Consider the following 21,303-nt stretch of genomic DNA (forward strand, 5'->3'; position numbering starts at 1 on the left):
CCCCCTCAGCGTAAGAGCGCCGGCAGCGCTTGCGCCGGATTCAGCGGCGGCGTTCCGGGTAGTTGCGGCACCCCGCCGGGCAGCTGCGGCGCTCCGCCGGGCAGGATCCCGCCAAGGTTCGGCGCCAGTCCTGGCAACAGGCCGAACAGACCGCCCGATTGGCTCCCCAATGCGAGCGGATAGATCGGAGCTCCGCCGAACACCGGCAACTCAACCGCACCGATGTCGTATCCGAAGCCTTGCGGCCGCGACGTGCCGAAGATGTCATGATCCGGCGCACCGGCTGACGTACCGTGATCGATTGCCGGCGATCCGGCCTTGATCGAGTAGTTGCCCAGCAGTACGTTGCTGCCCGACTTGCGCGCTTCGTTGAACAGCGACAGCGGACCGTACGACATGTTGATCCACTGATTGCCTTCATCCGGCGTCGCCGACGGCATCAGGGTGAACAGCGGATTCGGAAGAACCGTATCCGAAATGCCCGGGGGCACCGCGATGCCGATCCCGCCCGCTTCCGGCGGCACACGCGAACCATTGCAGTACTGGCGCACCACCGCCGGATTCAACCCGCTGTTGTGCGCCCCCGGGTAGTCGCCGGCATCGGTCAGAATCGAGTACTGCGGGCTCATCGACATACCGGCCTGACGGTTGCTGGCCGAGGTGTCGCCAAACGCGCCGATATCCCAGTAGACCGCATTCGGATCGCAATAGCCCGTCGCCTTGCCGGCCTGATTCAAGGACGGATTCAACGCGACCGCGTTCTGCAGGCCCGCTATGTTCGGATTCGGCCCTCCCACCGTGATATAGAACGTGCGGTTCTGCCAGAACAGATTGTTGGTCAGCACCGGGTTCGAGAACGTCGTGCAGTTGGGCTGACCTGTCGGGCACACCACTCCCGGGTTGGTGAACGCGGCAATGAAGTTCGACGTATGGCGCGCGGTCTCCAGCCCAGCCGGTTGGTATTGCGACGTCGTGATCGGGTTGCAGGTCGTTTCCGCTCCCACCGTCGTGCAGTTCGGCGGCCCGACATTGGCCTGCGTGGCGGCAGACGTGTTGAAGAGCACGCCCGCCGACGCCGTGGCGTCGTTGGAGACAACCGTGTTGTTGACGAAGTTCACCCGCACCGCATCCTGCAGCGAGACGCCGCCTCCCGCCCACCCGGCCACGTTGTCCGCGATGATGTTGTTGATCACGCTAACCTGATACCACGCGTCCCGGTTGCTGGGGCTGCGCTGCACATCGGTGCCGTTGACGTTCTGCAGCCGCAGGCCACCGCCCTTGCCGCTTTCCGCCGTATTGCCGACGATCAGGTTGCCGTCGATCTGGAGGCCAGGGCCCACGCCATCCGAAAGCTGAGGCGCACAATCGATGTCCGTGGTCTGGTTCTCGCAGAAGGTGCCGTCAGGAGGCACGCCCTGGGCGATCACACCGCCCCCATAGGTGGGCAGCGTCGGGTTGTTGCTCTGGTTGAACAGCACCCAGTTGTGCGAGATGTCGCCGTTATAGCTGAAGCCGAAGTGCGCGATACCGCCGCCGTCGCCACTGCTTATGTTGCCGCAGACCCAGTTGTAGTTGAAGTGATAGTAGTCGGCACCTGTGCAGAAGGTCACACCGCCCGCGGACGAAGGCGTGGTCGAGTTGATTTCGTCGCCGTACGAAGCGTTCGACGTGACCGCGTTGTTGTGCACGTTCACATACGCGTTGAACTCGAACGGCTGCTGAGTCACGCCATCCGCGCCAATGGTCCCGTCAGGCGTTTCGACCTGGCCCACCGTGATACCGCCCGTGAGCGTCCCTGCGTTGGCGAAGACACGGTTGTTCGAGACCTCCGTGTAATGGTTCCAGCCGTGCAGGAAGATCCCGCCGCCGCCCTGCGAGCTGTTGGTGAAGGTCATACCGTCGATCCGCGACGGATTGCACAGGAAGTTGCTCGGGTACGTCGTGCAATCCGCGGGGCTGTTCGTGAGCGGCGCGCAGATGCCGTTCGCGGTGCAGTTCGGATCGGCTTGCAGCACGCCGCCCACCAGCACGTCCTTCACGCCTTTGCCGAGAACGGTGATGGCCGCACCTTCATACGCGCCCATCAGCGTCGGTTCGATCAGCAGTTCGGCCAGATTGCCGTTGAGGTTGAAGTCCCAACCGGAGATCGGTTCGAACGGGATCCCGTCGACCTGGCGCTGCATCGCCGTCGAACAGGAATACGTGCCGGTCGGATCGTACGGATTGCTCGCCGAGATCAGGCCGCCGTTCAATGCGTCGCCGAAGAGACAGCCAACCTGCCTGCGCCACGGGTCCATCTTGCCCGACGGATGCGTGTTCGCGTTGACGGTCACTGACGTCGCGCCGACACCTTGCAGCCGGACCGGCTTCCACATGAGCAGCATTTCGTTATAGACACCTGGGCCGACGACGATCATGTCGCCCGGGGTGGCGTTGTCGATCGCGGTCTGGATCGCGTTGTTCGTGGCGTTCTCGCCGTTCACGTAGGTCGGCGCCTTGCCGCCGACCGTGACGGTGACCGTATCGATCGAGCGCTTGCCGTTGGCGGCCGTGATGACGAGTTCACCGCACTTCGCAGGCGACGCGTTGCTTTGCTGGAGCGGGCAGTTCATCTGCGGCCCGATCAACGGAACCGGCGCCTGCGGCAGCACCGTAATCTGCTTATCGGTCCATGAAGTCACCACTGCCGGCACGCCGCCGATCGTGACCGATGACCTGTCATCCCTTTCACCGAAGCCATAGTGGCGCGTGATGAACTTCTCGTTGAACGGCGCCTTGGTCGCGCTCGGTCCCGTGTACGCGTGGTTCGGCACCTGCTGGTTGCCCTGAGCCTTGATCGTCAGCGTGTGGCCGAGGCCGAACTGGCTGATCCACGGTCCCGCGCCGCCGCCGCTCGAGTCGCCGGTGACGCTGGCGATCGCAGGCGTGGCATCCGGGTACGCGCAGTCAGGCTGGTCGTAGCCTTCCGCGAAGGCCGAGACCGGCACCACTGGCGTATCCATATACTGGGTCTGCCCTGGCATGAACGGAATCTCGTAACAGAACTGGCTGTACGCCGGGTTGAACAGGGGATCGCGAATCGTCTGGCCAGGATGCGCCGGGTCGGGCATATCCGGGTCGTTCATGCAGGCGACCATCATCGTCGGCGCATAGCCGGTCGGGTTCGGCGGGTTGACTTGCCAGGTCGAATAGTTCAACCCGTTGAAGATGCCCCACTGATCCGAATACGTGCGAGCGACTTCGTTGCCGGAAAAATCCTTCATCGAGATCGGTACGTTCGGTACCGCGAACTTTTCGCCGAATTGCGGCGAATACGGATCGAACTCCGAAGAGAAGTCATCCAGCATGAAGCCGGTGTAGTGCGCGGCCACGTGCGTCGAACTGAAGATCCAGAACTTCGTCAGCACTGTCGCCTGGTTCGTCAGGTTCACTTCCTTGCGGTCGCACAGGTGCCGCGAGGCGCCCGCGAACGGCGCGACTTCCTGCACTTCCGGGAAAATGCTCATGTAGTCGGGCACGATGCGCAGCGCACCGACGCAAGGCCAGGAGGTTTCGACGCTGCCCGTGTCGCCCTCACCCCGGGAGTACGTGGTGGATCCGAGATTCGTGGTCGGATTCTGCGCATTGTTCCGGTTGTAGGTGGCGTTCATCGCAGCCTGGTCGGGCAGGATGAAGATGGCGCCAATGCCGCCGAACTGCTGTGTCACAGGCGCGATGTAGTTGTCGCCGATCAGGATGTTCTTGTCCTCCTCCTTCACCAGTTCGTAGCCCGGCGGCACGATCACTTCGACCACATACTTGCCGGCAGGCAGCATCTTCGTGCCATCGCCTGAAGGATTCGCCACGCAAACCGTGCAGTTTGTCGCGGTCGGCTTGCCGGTAGTCGGATCCCTGCCCGTCACGCTGGGGAATTTGTACATACCGTCGTACGGCGCCGGCTGCAGCTGGTTGAACGCGTGCATGCCGTCGTAGCACTTGAACTGCGAATGCGCCGGCAACGCACGATGGTGCGGGTCGAGCCACTGGGTAGTGTCCTTCAGCGTGAAGAAGAACGGGTCGTTTGTCTCCTGTCCCGGACAGTTCATGTTCGGGACACCGTCCGAGCGGAAGCCCTGTGCCCAGTCATCCCAGCTGGCGGTCTTGGTCGTGTCCACCAGCTTCAGGCTGGTGGTGCCGTCCTTCGCGGTGCCCTCCTGATACAGATTCACCGTGACGTTCGGCACGTTAGGCGTCCACTTCGTGTGGATCAACAGCGAAGGATCGTCGAACGGCCGCGTCGATGCATAGATGACTTCGCCCCGGATGCCGCCGTTTTCATTCGCGCCGAACGGCGCCTTGCCGAACTCGATAAAAGAGCTCTGCCCCGAGAAGCCCTGCCAACCCATCGTGGTCACCCACGGCGGATCGACTCTGCCGGTCGACGGGTTCGTGCCCGAGCGGTCCTTGCAGTCCGCATCGTTGCAATACACCGCGCCCGGCACGCGCAGGTTCGTCGGCAGATGCGCCGTCGCCGATTCCAGCGTGTTGGCGTAGTTGGCGGCAATGGTCGACGTGCCCCCGCCAGGCGTGCCGTCGGGTGGACCGCCCGCGTCATAGACGACGTGGACGCCCGTCTGCTTGAACCGCGTCTCGTCGGTGTCGACGACGTACCAGTTGAACAACGGGAACACTTCGTTGAACGTCGCGTAGCCGTTCAGGTCGGTGATGTTGAAATTCGAATAGCTGCCGTCGCGGAAGCGGATATTGGTTGAAAGCAGCCCGAGCGGTGGGGAACTCGACGTCGAGACGCCGGAGCCGGTCGTGTCCAGGAAGGTCCGGGTGTAGAGATTCGTGTGCCACTGGAGCACCGAAAGATCCCCGACATCCACGGTCTGGCCGTTCGCCAGCTTGACCGCCGTCGCGAGCCCATCGACGATCTGATCGTTCCATTGATCGAAGATCGTGATTCTGAACGTGCCAGGGGGCAGGCCGCTAAAGCTGAACCTTCCATCGGCATCGCACTTGGTGAACGCAATATCCTCGCTGTCCGGATCGCCGACGCTGACGTAGCACTGGGTGAAACCCAGCGAGGTGCGCGAGCCACTGCCGTAGAGGTTCTCGTTCGGCGGACGGCTGTAGTGCAGGTTCGTTACCCTGCCCTTGATCCCGTTGTTGCACGTCGCAGCTGCGGCACCTGTGCAGAGGAGCGGCAGGCGGGCATTGATGATTTTCGGATTGGCAAAGCCGATCGAGACGTGAAAGCCCGCCGGTCCGAACTCCTGGAAGTATGCCGGGCCGCCGATCTTGACGAACGCGTCGTGGCCCTTCTGTCCGTCCAGCGTGTTCGTCTGCAGCCATTCCTCGCCTCTGCCGATTCTGTCGGCTGCCGGCGTCGCGACGATGCCGTACCGGCCGGGCATCAGGTTGGCAATGATGGCCTGGCCGACGAGCGGCGACAGCGTCTTGCCATCCGACTCGTATTTCGGGCAGGTCGGGATCATGCCGACCATGCCATCACTGCTGATGAGCTGTCCGGTGACCGGGTCGAATGTATCGGCCTGCCGTGATATCGGGCACGCATCGAGCCCCGTCACGGGATCCTTGGTCCCCTGCAACGAATTGGACAGCGGCATGTTGAACATGTCGTAACTCATCTGTCCGGTCGGGTCGCCGGTTTGCCCCGCGTCGTCCCAGAGCTTGATTTCGAACCCGCCGAGTCCCGGCTCGCGGGCTGTACCGAGCACGTCGGTTCCGCCGCTGACGTCCACCTCTCCATTGAGCGGGGCGTCGTCCTCGAAGACGAACACCGAGACCTTCGCTGTCGGGACCGGCGTTTCTGTTACCAGCACTTTGACGTCGGGCCTGCTGGCCTGTCCGGCCGGGACCGGCGGGATCGGCGCGCCGCCCATGGTGTGGCCGCACTTGCCCGTGCCCGGCGCAAAATCCGCGCCGCCGGGACCCGACTTGCAGTCCTTGGCGATATCGAACTGTCTCGTCGGCCCAGTGGGGTTCTTCGGATCGATGGGCACCGGATTGCCCCCGCCATTCCCGAAGGTGTTGCCCGCATCGCCCGGCAAGACCGAAATGTAGTAGTGCTTCGTCGGATCGAGCGCCACATACTTCGGCTCGACCGGCGTCTGTTGCGCAGCAGTCGTGCGGCACACGCCGTTGCCGATGTCGCACACGGCCGGCAGGTGAGAATTGGTCGCCGGGTCGTACACCGTCTGCCCCGACTCGCACGCGACTTTGCCGACACAGCCTGCTGCCACCACCGGCATGTAGCTGGTGTGGAAGTTTGCGCCGAGACTCGGAACCGGCAGCGGCGGGCACGTAGACGGCCGCGTTTTCGCGGTGGTCTGGCAGGCAGGATCGATCTGGAAGGTACGGTCTTCCTCGATGATCCAGCGGTAGTCGGTCAACTGAACCGGCGTCTTGCCCGGCAACGTGCTCGGCGCGTCCAGCACCTTGACGTTGATTCCGCTGCCGCCCTTGAACGTCACCGTCACGGTCGCGGCAGCACTCGACGTGGTCTGCGAATTCACTGCCGTGTAATGGAACGTCACATTAGCCGTCGCGTTGCCGACCGGCGGCGCCGTCGGTACGGCAGTGAACGACCCGTCCGGATTCAGCGTGACGCTGCCGCCGGTGACACCACCCGAAAGCGCCGCGGTAAGAGGCAACCCCTTCGGATCGGTGGCATAGGCCAGCACGCCCGGGGCGCCGACTTGCAGCAGCGACGCGATGTTGCTCGTGTAACTGCCGTTGTGGGCCACCGGCGGGCCGGACAGACAGCCGTTGGCGGCGCTGCACGCCGACAGCGTGACCGTCGCGGATATCGCAGGATTGCCGTTCGCCTGATACACAAAGCTGTCAGCCGTCGTGGTGGCATTCGGCACATAGACGAACGTGCCGTCCGGGTTCAGCGTGAGCGCGCCGCCCGTGGTCGGGGTCTTGACCTCAACGCCATACACGTTGACATCCTTGGCTTTCACGCCCTTGGCAGGGTCCGACACGGTCAACGTGGTGCCCTTGACAAAGAAGTAGCTAGCGCCATTGGCAACCGCATTCTGATTGGCCAGCGACGCCGTCGGCAGCGCGCCGCTATTGACGCTGATGTAGCCCTGCATGCCGCCGTCGCGCTGATTGTTGGTGGACAGACTCAGTTCGCGGTCGAACACCGGGAGCGCCAATGCGCCTGTCGCCGGTGCGTTCAACAACACGTCCTGCGTTTTGCCCGCCGCCAGAAACACTTCCGACTGAATCCGCGCATTGCCGGGCAACACATTGCCGTCCTCTGCAATCAGCGAGAAACCGGAAACAGCAGGCGTGCCGGTTTGCGCGCCCACCACCGACGGAACGTGCATCCGCAGACCCGCGTTCACGAAGCGCACCAGCACCTGGCCCGTAGCCGCAGGCGCGGCGGCGGCAAATGACGAGGCCTTGGCGTTCGTGCGGTCGAAGGCGACACCGTTGATCAGGTAGTAGCGCGGATCGTAGTTCACCGTCGGCGGATAGCAGGTGCCGAACGACGTCGACTTCGAATTGCCGCAGCCGCCGGGCTGACCCGACCACGCCAGGGTTTCGCTGAAGCCCGTCGTCGCCACCGCCGCTGCGACAGCCGTGTTTTGCACGGGATCGATTTCGCTCAGCACGAGCGGCACGTCCGCGTCATAGCAGATATTCGGATAGGCCTGATAGGTCTGCGACGCCACCGGGCAGCTCACGTTGCCGCCGACCGGAGTCTTGACCACCAGTACGCCGTACAACCCCATCGGCCCCTGGATCGACGGATGCGTTCCCGACTCGATCAGATAGGTGCCGGGGCTGAGATTGTTCCAGGTCAGCTTCGTTGTGTTGCCTTTCGGCACCTCGGTCGCAAACGACTGGACGCGGTCTGCTTGCTTGGGCGGCGTAAACCACGCCGAACTGGCGGCGAGTGGGGCAGCAATCGGCCAGGTCGTCGCGGTTTGCGTCGGATGCGGCGGACTCACCGTTCTCACCGGAGCCTCACCCAGGCCCCCGCCAAGCTGACCCACGATCACGAGCGAGGTCGGCACGGCGCCGGGCAAGCTATTGGTGAGATTGATCGTCAGCGATCCTGTCGGCACGGTGATCACCACCGGCGACCAGTTCGCTCCGGCGCCCGGATTCGCCGCCGCACAGGTAGCCGGTGCCACCGCAGCCGGCGTACAAGTGTAGCCCCACATCGGCACAGCCTGCCCGTCGGGCAACGCAGCGGTCGTCGCTTTCGCCGTCAGATTGACGACCTGAGCGAAAGATACGCTACTGGCCGTCAGCAGAATGCACGCCGTGACCCCTGCCTTGAACACGTCGAAGAGGGTCGCCTTAAACTGGGTGGATCTCATCGCGCTTCTCCCCGCCTCTAATTGGATTCGTCAATCAGGAAAACCTGTGGATCGACGAGCATCATCATCATCATTCCGCCAGGGAAGATGTTGTTCGTGGTGATCTCGCGCTCGTTATGCGAGTGCCACATGAAAGCAAAGCCTGCTTCGCTTGACGGCGGATTCACGACCGTCCCGCTCGGCGGCGTCGTTCCCGTGGGCGCCGTGGCGCGTATCGTCGCGTCCGGTCCGAGGTAAGGACTGCCGCCATACCAGAAGCCGTTCGTCAGGACATGCGAGTCAGGCAGCGTGACCGGCCCGCCACTGCCGACGTTGCCGAACGGATGCGCTTCGAGCGCCTTGTTGTGATCGGCGCACCACTCGTAGTAGTTCGGCGCGTGCGGGTCTGCCGTGTAGTAGCCGTTCGCGTCCGGGATGCAGACGACCGGCTTGCCGAAGTAAGCAGCAAATTTCGGATCGGTCTCGGTGTACAGGCTCCCTGGCTTATGCGCGTAGACGTCCCAGTTCAGACCCTTGCCCGTCCAGTAGAAAATCCCGTCCATCGCGAGGCCCGGCGTCGTGGTCGTCGTGAACAGCAAGGGGCCGGCCACCTTGGTCGCGTCCGTCTTGCTCAGCAACATGTTTCCATCCCGCGCCAGCACCCGCACGTGATTGCCGTGCTCGTGGAACGGATGCTGCCAGCGGCCGGTACCGACGATGCGCAACAGCACCAGTTCACCCGGATGCATATGCGGATTGCCGTTGTAGGGCTGGTGCGGATACTGCACCGCGTAGTTCGGATCCATGTCATCAGGCATCGAGCGGCCGTTGACCATGAAATAGGCTGGGTGATACGGCTCCGTCGCGACATCCATGCAGCCGGTTGGCTGCGTGCAAGCGTTCGCAGCCTGCTGTTCCGCCTGCGTATGAATGCTCGGATCCATTTCGGAGAACTGGAACAGATACTCGCGGTCGTAACAGGCCGCGCTGTGGTTGTAGGCCGCGGCGGCGTTGCGGAAGTCCGGCTGACCATCCGGCAGCGTCGCTGCGACCGCGCGGCAGCCTGTCGGCACGGCCACCGCGCCGGGCGCCGAGGTCGGCAAAACGATGATCGCGCCGTACAGGCCCATTTCGACCTGCAGATCGCCCTGCGTGCCGCTGTAGTACGCATGCGTGCCGGGCGTCGCCGCGACGAAGCTATACGTGACCGTGCTGCCGTGGGCGGCTTCGCGCGTCAGCACGCCAGGCACGCCGGTGAGCCCGGTCGTCGGACAGCTTCCATCGGGGTTCAGTGCCGCGGCGCAGACCTGGAATCCGGGAAACAGGATCGACGTGTTGCCCGCCGCGGCCGGCAGGTTATTGGTGAGCGTCACAGTGATGACGTCGCCCTGTTTGACGATCAGTGTCGGACCGGGAATCTGCATGCTCGGACAGGTCGCGCCCGCGATCGTGGACGGCGAAAAGCCGGCCGGCGCGAGGCGGCATCCATAGCCCCAAGAGTAAATGCTCGCACCGTCGGGTTGGGTGATGCGGCTTGCCTCGGCGCTCAGATCGAAGTGCGTCCCTGTGATGCCCGGCGCCGCCGCTTGCGCGTGCATGCAGACGAGCGCGGCGAGCGTCGCGGCGCCGAATCGCGCAAGCCGTCCAAGCTGCGCGAGCGCCGCGCGCCATGTGTGGTGAGTAATGTGGGCCACGGCTCTTCTCCTAGGTGCAGGACTTCGTGGTCGGATCCACCGCATGGCAGATATGGACCTCGGTCATCAAGCCGCCAAAATTCTCCTGGTCATTCGCCAGGTGATCCAGATTCGGCGTGTACAGGTAATAGATCGCGCCCGGCTGATACTTCGTCGTGTCGCTGGCGTCGAGGATCACGTCGATCGATTCGCCGCCGGCCAACGTGATCGAGTTCGTGTTGTAGGTCAGGTCGTTGCCGGACAGGTCGCGCAGCAAGCGGGCGTTGATACCGACCACGTGCATCGGAATGCCAAGCGACGCCAGCGTCTGGTACTCGGTGACATCGAGGTCCGAGATGCGCAGCAGCGCCCTGCCGCCGGCCGGAATGTTGATCAGCGTCGGCAGCGGTTGCGAAAAGCGTGGCACGCTGTCCGACGCCGGTGTCGACAGTGGGTTCGGATTCACAGTGTCCGGATAGCTGCGTCCGTTCAACATGAAGAGCTTGTCCCTCATGTCGGTGAACGGCTCCGGATTGAACGTCATGCCTATGAAGTGAAAGTTCGGATCGAAGCCGTGTATCTGAACCGGGTACTCGACGTCGTAGGCGGTCGAGCCGTCGCCGTCGTTGTATGCATAGAGCGTCGGTGTGCCGCTCATGTTGTTCGCGTGGAGCACGCTGTTGTGCGGCGGCAGCGGCGCCGTACACAGAATGTCGTTGCCGCACGCCGTGCGCAGATCCTGTTGCTGCGCGACCAGCGAGTCGTATAGCGACGCGCCGCCGGGCACGCGGTTCTGGCGCGGCCGCACGTAGATCTGGCCGACCATGCCCATCTGCAGGTGCTCCGGCGGCGTGATGTGGCAGTGCCAGAAGTAGGTGCCCGCATCCGGCGCGAGGTAGTAGTACGTGAAGCTCGCGCCGATGTTGATCGCCACCGACGCGTCCGGCACGCCGTCATAGAACGACGATGCGTTCGGGTAGCCGTGGAAGTGCACCGTGTGCTTCTCGAACAGGTCGGGGCGCATGATCATCCCGACGTTCGTCAGCGTGAGGAAAAACTCGTCGTCCTCGTCGATCGCCATCATCGGCGCCGGCTCATTGCCGTTCATCACGCCGATATCCATGATCGGCCGTGGATCGACGTGACCGGTCAACTGACCTGGAGGCACGGATTCCGGATCGGGGACGAGGCCGACCGCGCCGTTGTAGGTCGGGTCCGTTCTCGGGTCGCCGACGGTGTTGAACACCGAGGCGAACTGTGTGCCGGGAAGCCCTGCCTGGATGTCGGCGAGCCCGGACAACGGACCGAAAGCGAACAGGTAGGTCTGCACGCCGTTAGCCATCGTCGCGTAGCCGTCGCCACCCGAGATCTGCTGGCACTTGATCGCACCATTGATGACGCCGGTCGACACGGAAGTCTGTCCGGTGTAGGACGGCCCGGTGTAGGCGGGCTCCCCTGCGCCGGGCGGCAGCGCCGTCGGGTGCGCCGGCGTGGTCGGCGGGCATTGAACCCGGAACGATTGCGCGAATGAAGGAATGGCGAACAACAGTAGCAGCAGTGCTGCAACACTGCCGAGGAATGTGCGGGTACTGAACATATGACCTCCAACCCAGGGGTCAGCCAGCGCGATACGCGCTGAACGTCATGCTCTACTGCGATCGCGGGCTGGTTACGTCTCTACATCAGCCCGTATCTGGATTCTGAATAAGAGCGACGTAGTCAGGGATGGGTCACCCCCCTACACTTGCGGTAGGGCAAACCCAGCGGCGGTACCCAGATTGGTTTTGCCGGAGACAGCGATCGAACGCCTGGTGCAGTGCAGCGTTCCACATTGCCTGCATGGCGGGTTTTTACCCATGCCGTTCGGCGGGAATCCCCACTTCCCTTCATGTCCATCGAGGCAAAAATGTGGAAACAGTGCCCGGCCGTCGGACACTGGAAAGCGCCAGGGTTACAACGGATTGAGGACACGATGAGGTCCGCACCGTCGCCCCGCCGCTCCTGACATTTCCGGCCTCCCCATTGAATTGCTGAAGGATCACATCATGAACAAGCTGATTGTCACCATTCTCGCGAGTTGCGTAACGCTCGCCACCGCGGGCGCCTTCGCTGCCGATAGTGCGTCCAATGATTCGATGTCAAAAGACGCAATGAGTCAGGAGACCACGGCAACGGAGCACGATGCGGCGAGCGCCGACAGCATGGCCAAAGACGGGATGAAAGAAGAGGCGATGAAGGAAGACGCGATGAAGGAAGACGCGATGAGCCATGACAGCATGGCTAAAGACGAAACCAGGAACGACGAGGTGAAGCAGTAAGGATGCGCGCATCGATCATGTCGCGTACGCCAGGCAGACGCAGTTGCTAAGGCTGACGAGCCGCGGGTCAAACGGACAACCCCAACTCATCATCGTGCCGTGGACACGCGTCGCGTGTCCACGGCATCGCTGCCGGCCTCAGCCTAGCAGGCTATCGGGAGCGACGTACACGTAGTTCAGATCCCTTGCGACCGCTTCGTAGGTCACCTGCCCTTCGCACACGTTCAAACCGGCTTTCAGATGCGCATCATCCTTGAGCGCGCGTTTCCAGCCCTTGTCCGCAAGCGAGATCGCGTGACGAATCGTGGCATTGTTCAGCGCGAAAGTAGAGGTTCTGGGCACTGCGCCAGGCATGTTCGCCACGCAATAGTGGACGACGCCGTCGACCAGATAGGTCGGCTTGGCATGCGTTGTCGGATGCGAAGTTTCGAAGCAGCCGCCCTGATCGATCGCCACGTCGACAACAACCGTGCCCGCCTTCATCCCCGCAATCATGTTCCGCGTGACGAGCTTGGGCGCCGCCGCCCCCGGTATCAGCACGCCGCCGATCACGAGGTCGGCGTCGAGCACGGACTCTTCGATGCTCTGGCTATTGGAGTAGAGGGTCGTGATGCGGTTGCCGAAAACCAGATCCAGTTGACGCAGGCGATCCACGTTGGTGTCGAGGCACGTGACCTTCGCGCCCATTCCCACCGCGATCTGCAGGGCATTGGTTCCGACGACGCCCGCGCCGATGATCACCACATGCGCCGGCGCAACGCCCGGCACGCCGCCGAGCAACAAGCCGATGCCGCCCTTCGATTTTTCCAGGTGCGCCGCTCCGGCCTGGATCGACATGCGGCCCGCCACTTCGCTCATGGGCGCGAGCAGCGGCAGCCCGCCGCCCGGACCGGTGATCGTCTCGTAGGCGATGCAGACCGCGCCGGACTTCACCAATGCGGCGGTCTGCACAGGATCGGGCGCGAGATGCAGGTACGTGTAGAGGATCTGTCCCGCGCGCAACATCGCGCACTCGGCAGGCTGCGGCTCCTTGACCTTGACGATCATGCCGGCCTGCGCAAAGATTTCCGCCGCAGTACTACACAACGTTGCTCCGGCCGCCGCGTAGGCCTCGTCGGATAAACCGATCTCGGCGCCCGCTCCGCACTGCACCATCACCTGATGACCACGGCTGGTCAATTCGCGCACGCTCGCCGGCGTCAAACCCACGCGATATTCGTGGTTCTTGATTTCCTTCGGTACGCCGATCAACATTTGTCACCTCCATATAGTTTGTTGTTATCGCACCGCGGCCGGCTTCATGCTTTGCTTCGCTCTTCGACGCACAGCGCCGGCTTCACTGCGCAAGTCTCCGCGAGCGGTAGTTGGCCGCCCACGAGAAGTCGTTTTTCACCAGCATACTCTGCTAATTGGCCGGAACGAGATTGGTAATCGCCATATCGCTGAATGTCGCCTTGCCGCCCTCGGCGAAAACCGAAACCCGGTTATCGTTAGCGGCCGGAAAGACGAGATCCGTGATGACGGTACGGCCGTGGTCGGCGAATACTTCCACGGAATTCCTGTCGACCACCAGGGTGAGATGCAACTGCCCGTTCACGAGCGGCAGGTTGACGACGTGCTGCTTGCTGAAGGCATTCGAGAAGCCGGTTTCGCCTGACTTCGAACGGTCGAGTGTCAAGGTCTGGCTGGCAGTGTCGTAGAAGACCCGCGTGCCGACATCGCCATTCGCCGAACCTCGCACGATGAGTCCGGCACGCTGGGCCGAATGCGGGCTGATCGTCACGTCGATGTTCTGCACAGTGCCTTGGGTCAGCGGGGCGAGTTCCTCCACACGCGAGGACACACTGAGTTCTCTTATGCGCGTGGCCGACCCTTTGCTGACAAGCGACGCGTATTGCTCCACCGGTTCGAATGTCAACCGCGGCATGCCGTCGACGGTCTTCAGCGCGAGCACGCGCGGAAGCGCCGTTGCGCCCTTCCAGGGCGTGGTCGGTATGCGTTCGGCGTAGTCCCAGTTGCTCATCCAGCCGATCGTGACAGCCTTGCCGCCGGGCGCATTGGCGAACGTTCCGGCCGCATAGTAATCGGCGCCGTGATCGAGCCACTGGTATCGCGCGGGATCCGAACCTGCCGGCGCCACATTCTCCGGCGTGAACGTCCTGCCGTCGAAGTTGCCGACGAAATACATCGCGCCGGACCCGCCCGCAATCGACCACGGATTGACGTTGACGATCATCACCCACTTCTGCTTGTGACTGTCTCCATCGAGAGGCAACGGGAACAGATCGGGCATCTCCCAAAGTGTCCCTTGATGAGGAACGCCGGGAAGACTGAAGTCGCTAAGGAAGTCCCAGTCGATGAGATTGTTCGAGCGGTACATCTTGACCACGTGAGCATCGGCTACAACCGTGGTCATCAGCCAGTACCCACCCGGCGCATACCACGATACCTTAGGATCGCGAAAGTTTTGCGATTCCGGGTTGAGCGTCAGCACCGGATTGTGCGCGTATTTGCGCCACGTCTGGCCGTCGTCCGTGCTGTAGGCGAGCGATTGCGCCTGAGTGCCTGGTTGATGTCCGGAACCGGCCTTATATACGCTGGTGTAGAGCGCGATCAGCGGCGACGAATTCGCCGGGCCCAATCCGGACGTGTTGTGTGCATCCACGACGATGGAACCGGAGAAGATCTCCTCGGTTTCATTGACATGCATGGCGACCGGCTGCTCGCTCCAGTGAAGAAGATCGCGGCTGGTGGCATGTCCCCACGACATGTTGCCCCATGAATTTCCATCCGGATTGTATTGATAGAACAGGTGATAGAGACCCTTGTAGAAGACGAGTCCATTGGGGTCGTTCATCCAGTTGCGTTGCGGCGTGTAGTGCAGCGCCGATCGCCATTGCGAGGTGCCTGCATCGTCTACGCCCAGCGGTGCGGATGGCGCCGCGTTCGCTGTGGCAGAAACGCTCAGCAGTGCAAACAGCCACGCCGTCAAGATGCGCGGTTTGGAAATGAAGGGACGTTGCGGGTCGTACATGGATTGCCTTTTTCCTACCTGCGCTCGCGCGTGAACGGGAATACCGCCACGCCTCGCGAGCGCAGTCAATGAATACTCATCGGGTCGACGAACGATCAGGCGGAGAGCCTGAGAATGACCGTACCCCTGCGTCTGCTGCCCACAGTCAAGCCACGGCGCGAAGTCTCACGCATGGCGCGATTGACGGTATTCACGTGCAAGCCGAGGAAGTCCGCCAGCATCCGTTGCGGAGGCAGGGTATCGCCGGGCTTGAGGTGGCCGGATCCCACTGCGGCTTCAATCGCCTCCACCACCGCGCGATACGCGGGACCGTTGTACAAAGACAAATCTGGAATCCAGGCTTTCATCGCTGCGTTCTCGTTACTGGCGTTTGCCGTTCGGGCACGGCCACGATCGGGCGCTCGTCCAGTGCCGTGCCATGGGCGAACGGGCGACCGGCCGGAGCGGGCAACGAACAGACTTGCCACCCGCCCGGCCTTCGTCAGACTGCTTGACTACACGGGATCCTATTGAGCGCTGTTCCCGCCTGAGTTGCCCGGGCTGGCGTCGGCGTTAGCCGGGATGTCGCCGTAGCCGCCCAGACCGCCCTTGCCGTAGCTGCGGTCGAGCTCGGTCGAATCGCCGTGAATATTGAGCTTCACGGTCGGCGACAAGGTGCCGCCACGGCGCGGACCCACCGCGTCGATGAACGATTCGACGAGGCCGCCCGGCATCACATAATGCGAGTACGACTGGAATGCCCGCGGATTCTGATTCGGGTCCAGTGCGTAAGGCGCACCGATCGGCTGATCGAGATCGGTCGGATTGCCGAGCACCAGGCCGCTGCCCTTGTTCAGCGGCAGGAAGTCGCTGCGAATGCCGTTGCCGACGAAACCGTACACGCCGTCAGGACCGGTGACGCCGGCCGCATAGGTCGGCCGGTGACTGATCGTGAACAGGTAGTACTTGCCGTCCTTGATGTAGATCTGCGGCCGCTCGGTCTGATCGTTGACGCAGTTGGCTGACAGCAGCGGCGGCAGGAACTTCCACTGCGTGAGCTGCTTGTTCGTGGCCACCGCAAGACCGACGTTCGCCTTCTGATAGGTCGCGCCGGAATCCATCACCGCATTGAGGTCTTCCTTGTACGGATCGTTGGCCGCATAACCCAGGTCGGCATCGGTACAGGTGCGGGCGCCACGCGGGCCAGCCGTGTTGCCTTCGAACACCATGAACGTCTTGCCCGGATTCGCCGGGTCGACGAACACGAACGGATCGCGGAACGAGTAGTACACGTTCTGATCGCGCGACTGGTACAGCTTGCCGTCCGGTTGGAGCAGCGCATCGTGCTGGTCGAATCCGTCGAACCACACATGCTTGTCGTCGGCGTGAATATGCCCGTCCGTGCGTGTGATGATCGCGATCGGCGGCGTGATGTCCTGGCCGCCCTCAGCCGTGCGGTTGAACGACAGCGCGGTGTAGTAGAGGCTGACATTGTTGCCGTTCAGCATCCGCGCGGAGCCCGACCATTCAGCGTTCTGCGTCATCGGCGCGGTGCCGAAGACTTTCACGCTCGCGCCGTCCGGGAACAGGTGCCCACCGTAGGTCCAGCCACCGTTCGCCGGACGCAGCGCGGCCGGAATCCCTGCCCGCCGGTAGAAGAAGCCGATGCGAGCATGCACGTGACGGTCGTCGAACGAGTAGCCCGCGTGCGGATCGGCCGTCAGCGAGAAGATGACTTCCCAGCCCTTGAAGCTCAGGTTATTCGCCTTGACGTCGGAAAGCGGCCACGTATCCCACACCCAGACGTTCGAGTTGATCAGCGGGAAGTCCGACGGAATGTCCGGCATGGTCAGCGATGCCGGCAGCGAATTCTTGTCCGCAGCCGTCGCGGTGTGCGATTGCGCCTTGATCTGGCGGACGTCTGCACGCGTCCAGCGCATCGTGAAACTGCTTTCGGGGTCGTAAGCCTGCTGCGAGTGCGGGGTCGGCGCCGGGAACCCAGTAGCCGTTTGAGCCAGTGCGGGCACCGCCGTGACGGCAAGCAGGGAACCGGAAACCAGGCCGGCGCGCAAGCGGGTGCGGGCTGACGCCGCAGGTGAGAGTCGTCGAGATGTCATTTTGGCCGCGTCCTAATGAGTGGGAGAGAACGTGTAATATTTCGCAATATTCACAACAAAACCGGTTTGGATGCTAAGCCAAACCGGTTTGGAAGTCAAACGTTTGCGCGATGCTGTACCATGCGGTGTGTTTTGTCATGAAACGGTGTGCCAAGCCTTGCTGGCAGCCGGAAACGGGGGATTCACGAGGGTGCAACGGTGAAAGTGAATTTAAAAACGCTATCCAGCTCGCTCGGTCTTTCGCGAACGACCGTTAGCCGGGCGCTAAACGGTTACGACGATGTCAGCGAAGCGACCCGCGAACGGGTCAGAAAAGCCGCCGAAGAGCTGGGCTACCACGCGGACCCGACGGCGCGCCGCCTCGCGACCGGCCGTGCGGAGGCCGTCGGCATCATCTATCCGTTCGGGGCGGGCGATCTGGGCGACCCCCGGTTTGGCGAAGTCGTCGCGGGCATGACGGAAGGTCTTGGAGCGAAGGGGCTCGACCTCTTCATCGTCTCGGCGCGACCGAATGCGGAGCTCGAGACGTACCAGCGCCTTGTCGATGGCAAGCTGGTGGACGGCCTGATCGTGGCGCGTACACTGATGGACGATCCACGTATCCGCTTTCTTCAGGAGCAGAATTTCCCGTTTATCGCGTACGGCCGCACCAACAGCCCCGTGCCGTACGGATGGTTCGACTTCGACAATGAAGCGGGCGCCCGTGCGGCGGCTCAACGCCTGATTGATTTCGGGCACCGCAGAATCGCCATGGTGAGCGCGCCGCAGACGATCAGCTTTGCGGCGCAACGGCGCGCGGGGTTTCTGAGCGCATTGCGCGCGGCGAATATCGAGCCGGAGGCATCGCTGATAGTCGAGTGCTCGTTTGACAGGACGGGAGGCTACGAAGCGACACGCGCATTGCTGAACCGCGCCGATCCGCCGTCAGCCGTGCTGATCGACAACAACATTGCGGGCACGGGCGCGTTTCGCGCCATCGCCGACAGCGGCAAAAAGATCGGCACGGACATCTCGTTGATTGTCTACGACGGCGTGCCGGCCGATGTTGCGTTCCCGTACACGGTGACCTCCGTCGTGCAGCCTACCGGGCATGCGTCGGGCAAGACCATCGCCGAGCTGATCGTGGGCGCCATCGCCGACAGGGCGCATTGCGAGCACCGGTTAGCGCAACCCTCTATCGAGCCAGGCGACACAGACGGCCCGCCCCGCTGACAGCGCTCAAAGGTTCTCTTTCGCGACCAGTTGCAACGGCGTTTCAATGAAGCGCGACAACTCGCTCTGCTTTTTCCCTTCGGCGATGGCCTTGAGCGCCACGTCAATGCCGAACACGGCCTGCCTGTCGGCGAACTGGTTCATGGTCGCGAGCACCCGGCCGTCGGCGAGCAGCGGTTTGATAGCGTCGCTATTGTTGTAGCCGGTGACGTACACACCGCCGGCTCGCCCTTCGTCGCGCACCGCCTCGACCGCTCCCATCGCCATATTGTCGTTGCCGCACAATAGCGCGCGGATCCGCGGATGGTCGCTCAACATCCTGGCCGCAGCCGCTTTGCCTTTTTCGTATTCCCAGTCACCGGATCGGATAGCGACGATCTTCATGCGTGCCGCGTTCATCGCATCTTTGCAGCCTGCCGTGCGTTGCTGCGCATTGCGGTCGGCGGAAATGCCTTCGATGATCCCGACTTCGTCGCCCGCTTTAAGTCTGCGCGCCAGATAGTTACCCACCTCCATCGCGCCCTTCCGGTTGTTCGGACCCACGAACGGTACGGAGATGCCCGCGGCATCCTGGGCGGCTTCATCGAGTGAGTTGTCGATGGTGACCATGATGATGCCCGCTTTGATTCCCTTCGCGATGACAGGCGTCAGCGCTTTCGAATCAGTCGGTGCGATAACGATCGCGTTCATCCTGGCGTCAATCATTTCATCGACGATACGGATCTGGGCGGACGTATCGGTTTCCGCTGCCGTTCCCCGAACCGTCAGATCGAACTGCGAAGCGAAGTGCTTCTGGTAGTTCTGCGCGGCGCTCGCCATGGCCACCGCGTACGGGTCAGCGAGAGACTTCAACACGAGTGCGACCATCGGCTTGCCGCCCTGCATCGCATCGGCACGTCCCGCGCCTGTCAGGCCGGCCGCTGCAAGCGCGCCGGCAACGAGCACGCGGCGGCGCATCCTCTGTGTCATTGGCTTTTTCCCCTCCTGGCCCTGGCTGACGGACAGTCGCCGCGCCTTCACATAAAAACTCGTTGTTATTGTACTGACTCGACTGAAGGAGCCATGCGCTACCGCATTCAGATCGAACCCGTCAGCGCCGACAAACCGGAGGCGATCTCATCGAACAACGGCCTGCTGCCCACGTCCTCGCTCATGCAATCCACCTTCAGCTTCTCGAGCTTCGCCACGATGCCCTGCTGTTCCTCCCGCAGATCGCATCGATCGATCAGTTCCTCGAGCAGACAACCAAACGCCCGAACTTCGAGCCGCTGAAGCGCAGGCCCAAGCGCGTGGTCATCAGGCGCATAGAAAGCCGCCGCGCCGAAATCGCCCAGCAATGCACGGCCTCGCCCGCAATGCAGAATATTGTGGGCGTACAGGTCGCCATGCATGACGCCTTGCTGATGCAAATGGCACGCTGCCGAAGCGATGCCATGTGCAATGCGCAACGCAGAAGTCAGATCGAAGCGGGTGTCCGTACCGTAGACGTCGCGCGTGCACGATGCGAGGCTCGGCGGCCCGGCGAGGTTTCTGAATTGCGGATCGATCAGTTCCATCACAAGCCCGTGCGCGCCCGTCGGATGGTCCTTCACTTTGCCCATCACTGGAATCAGATTCGGATGATCGCCCGCACGGATGCAAGCCGCCATCTCGCAGTCTGGCAAACCATCGCTGGTCACCGAGCCTTTGAACAACTTGACTGCAACGGGTTGGCACGCGTTCCCAGTAGTCCGAATTAACTCCGCGCGGTAAATGACGCCGGAAGCACCCTCGCCCAACTGATCCTCGAGTTTCAATGTGTCCCAGCGAATCTCGGCGATCGGCGTGTCGGTCAGCGCTGCGGTCTCCAGCATTTCGCTAAACGGGTTGCCGGCATACGCAAGCCAGGAAAGCCGCGGCAGACGCAACAACCACGCGGGCAGCCCGCTTAGCTGGTTGGCCGCGAGACGCAGGAGTTCGAGCCGCGAGCAGGCGGCCAACGTCTCGGGTAACGTCTGCAAGCGATTACCGGCGAGCATCAGCTTCTGTAGCTGTGTACAGTTGCCGATTTCGGCAGGCAGCGCTTCAATCTCGTTGTCGGTCAGGATCAGCCAACGCAGTTGAGCGGGAAGCGATCTGCCCGACACCTCGCGTATGCGATTTGCCTTGAAGCCGATCATGCTCAATTGCGGGCATTGCCCCAGAACCTCCGGCAGTTCGGTGAACTGGTTGTCAGAGGCGAAGATGATGCGCAGCTTGCTCAGCCGCGGCAAATCCGCGGGCAGCGTCGAGAGCGCATTGCCGGACAGGTCGAGGATTTCCAGCGTGTCGGACAGATCGAAAATCTCGCGTGGAAATTCGCTCAGTCCGCAAGCCAGTTTAAGTCGCCGGGTCCCCGCCAGTTGTCCGGCCCGCAGTTGTTCAAGTGTGTTCGTCACAATCGTAGAGAAGATATCCGGGTTGCCGGTGAGCGTCGTGCCCAAGGTATCGATTCTAATCTGCGGCACGCACAGCCATGGATTGACGGGTATCGCATCCACCCGATCACGCACTGAAGACGGACGCGAGGAATTGAATAGCAAGATCCGAAGCGCCTTCAGACAATCTGTGGTTTAAATTATCGAATATCGGCACTATTTCATCGCGAGTTCACGAACCCGCGTTGGC

Annotated in this window: 11 protein-coding genes; 2 read left to right on the top strand and 9 right to left on the bottom strand. The window is 62.5% G+C overall.

The features are described from left to right. Positions 1-5: 5 nt before the first annotated feature. The 3 genes from WN982_RS35950 to WN982_RS35960 are packed head-to-tail and all read right to left on the bottom strand — an operon-like array spanning position 6 to position 11,594. Positions 6-8,345, bottom strand: coding sequence for a choice-of-anchor Q domain-containing protein (locus WN982_RS35950; RefSeq protein WP_341316742.1), 8,340 nt, complete (start codon positions 8,343-8,345; stop codon positions 6-8). A 17-nt stretch (positions 8,346-8,362) separates the two neighbouring features. Then, entirely contained in the window at positions 8,363-10,018 is a 1,656-nt protein-coding gene (locus WN982_RS35955) for a multicopper oxidase family protein (protein ID WP_341316743.1), read from the bottom strand. A gap of 10 nt (positions 10,019-10,028) precedes the next feature. After that, the gene (locus tag WN982_RS35960) at positions 10,029-11,594 is read right to left on the bottom strand and encodes a multicopper oxidase family protein (RefSeq protein WP_341316744.1); all 1,566 of its coding nucleotides are present in this window, start codon (positions 11,592-11,594) and stop codon (positions 10,029-10,031) included. Between the two features lie 448 nt (positions 11,595-12,042). Here WN982_RS35960 and WN982_RS35965 point away from each other — a divergent pair, with 448 nt between their 5' ends. After that, positions 12,043-12,315, top strand: coding sequence for a pentapeptide MXKDX repeat protein (locus tag WN982_RS35965; RefSeq protein WP_341316745.1), 273 nt, complete (start codon positions 12,043-12,045; stop codon positions 12,313-12,315). 138 nt (positions 12,316-12,453) lie between these two features. Here the strand turns inward: WN982_RS35965 and ald are convergent, their stop codons facing one another. The 4 genes from ald to WN982_RS35985 all read right to left on the bottom strand — a co-directional run bounded on the left by ald (position 12,454) and on the right by WN982_RS35985 (position 17,445). Next, complete coding sequence (ald, locus tag WN982_RS35970; protein ID WP_341316746.1) at positions 12,454-13,569, bottom strand: alanine dehydrogenase; 1,116 nt, start codon at positions 13,567-13,569, stop codon at positions 12,454-12,456. Between the two features lie 151 nt (positions 13,570-13,720). Continuing rightward, positions 13,721-15,349, bottom strand: coding sequence for a glycoside hydrolase family 32 protein (locus tag WN982_RS35975; protein ID WP_341316747.1), 1,629 nt, complete (start codon positions 15,347-15,349; stop codon positions 13,721-13,723). Positions 15,350-15,444: 95 nt separating this feature from the next. Further along, entirely contained in the window at positions 15,445-15,696 is a 252-nt protein-coding gene (locus tag WN982_RS35980; protein WP_341316748.1) for a GntR family transcriptional regulator, read from the bottom strand. A 159-nt stretch (positions 15,697-15,855) separates the two neighbouring features. Then, positions 15,856-17,445 carry a glycoside hydrolase family 68 protein gene (locus tag WN982_RS35985; RefSeq protein ID WP_341316749.1) on the bottom strand — a complete coding sequence of 530 codons (1,590 nt, stop codon included), beginning with the start codon at positions 17,443-17,445 and terminating at the stop codon, positions 15,856-15,858. A 198-nt stretch (positions 17,446-17,643) separates the two neighbouring features. Between WN982_RS35985 and WN982_RS35990 the strand changes: the two genes are divergently transcribed. Beyond that, positions 17,644-18,657 carry a substrate-binding domain-containing protein gene (locus WN982_RS35990; protein WP_341316750.1) on the top strand — a complete coding sequence of 338 codons (1,014 nt, stop codon included), beginning with the start codon at positions 17,644-17,646 and terminating at the stop codon, positions 18,655-18,657. 6 nt (positions 18,658-18,663) lie between these two features. Here WN982_RS35990 and WN982_RS35995 read toward each other — a convergent pair whose 3' ends face one another. Further along, positions 18,664-19,626, bottom strand: a complete 963-nt coding sequence (locus WN982_RS35995; RefSeq protein ID WP_341316751.1) for a substrate-binding domain-containing protein — start codon at positions 19,624-19,626, stop codon at positions 18,664-18,666. A gap of 107 nt (positions 19,627-19,733) precedes the next feature. Continuing rightward, positions 19,734-21,074, bottom strand: a complete 1,341-nt coding sequence (locus tag WN982_RS36000) for a leucine-rich repeat-containing protein kinase family protein (RefSeq protein WP_341319536.1) — start codon at positions 21,072-21,074, stop codon at positions 19,734-19,736. Between the last annotated feature and the right edge of the window lie 229 nt (positions 21,075-21,303).

Source organism: Paraburkholderia sp. IMGN_8 (genome assembly GCF_038050405.1).
In the GTDB taxonomy this organism is placed as follows: domain Bacteria; phylum Pseudomonadota; class Gammaproteobacteria; order Burkholderiales; family Burkholderiaceae; genus Paraburkholderia.

Excerpts from the sequence above, each read along its gene's own strand:
- WN982_RS35950 (WP_341316742.1), bottom strand. The coding sequence starts at position 8,345 with ATGAGATCCACCCAGTTTAAGGCGACCCTCTTCGACGTGTTCAAGGCA.
- WN982_RS35965 (WP_341316745.1), top strand. The coding sequence starts at position 12,043 with ATGAACAAGCTGATTGTCACCATTCTCGCGAGTTGCGTAACGCTCGCC.
- WN982_RS35980 (WP_341316748.1), bottom strand. The coding sequence starts at position 15,696 with ATGAAAGCCTGGATTCCAGATTTGTCTTTGTACAACGGTCCCGCGTAT.
- WN982_RS35995 (WP_341316751.1), bottom strand. The coding sequence starts at position 19,626 with ATGACACAGAGGATGCGCCGCCGCGTGCTCGTTGCCGGCGCGCTTGCA.
- WN982_RS35960 (WP_341316744.1), bottom strand. The coding sequence starts at position 11,594 with ATGTTCAGTACCCGCACATTCCTCGGCAGTGTTGCAGCACTGCTGCTA.
- WN982_RS35985 (WP_341316749.1), bottom strand. The coding sequence starts at position 17,445 with ATGACATCTCGACGACTCTCACCTGCGGCGTCAGCCCGCACCCGCTTG.
- ald (WP_341316746.1), bottom strand. The coding sequence starts at position 13,569 with ATGTTGATCGGCGTACCGAAGGAAATCAAGAACCACGAATATCGCGTG.
- WN982_RS35975 (WP_341316747.1), bottom strand. The coding sequence starts at position 15,349 with ATGTACGACCCGCAACGTCCCTTCATTTCCAAACCGCGCATCTTGACG.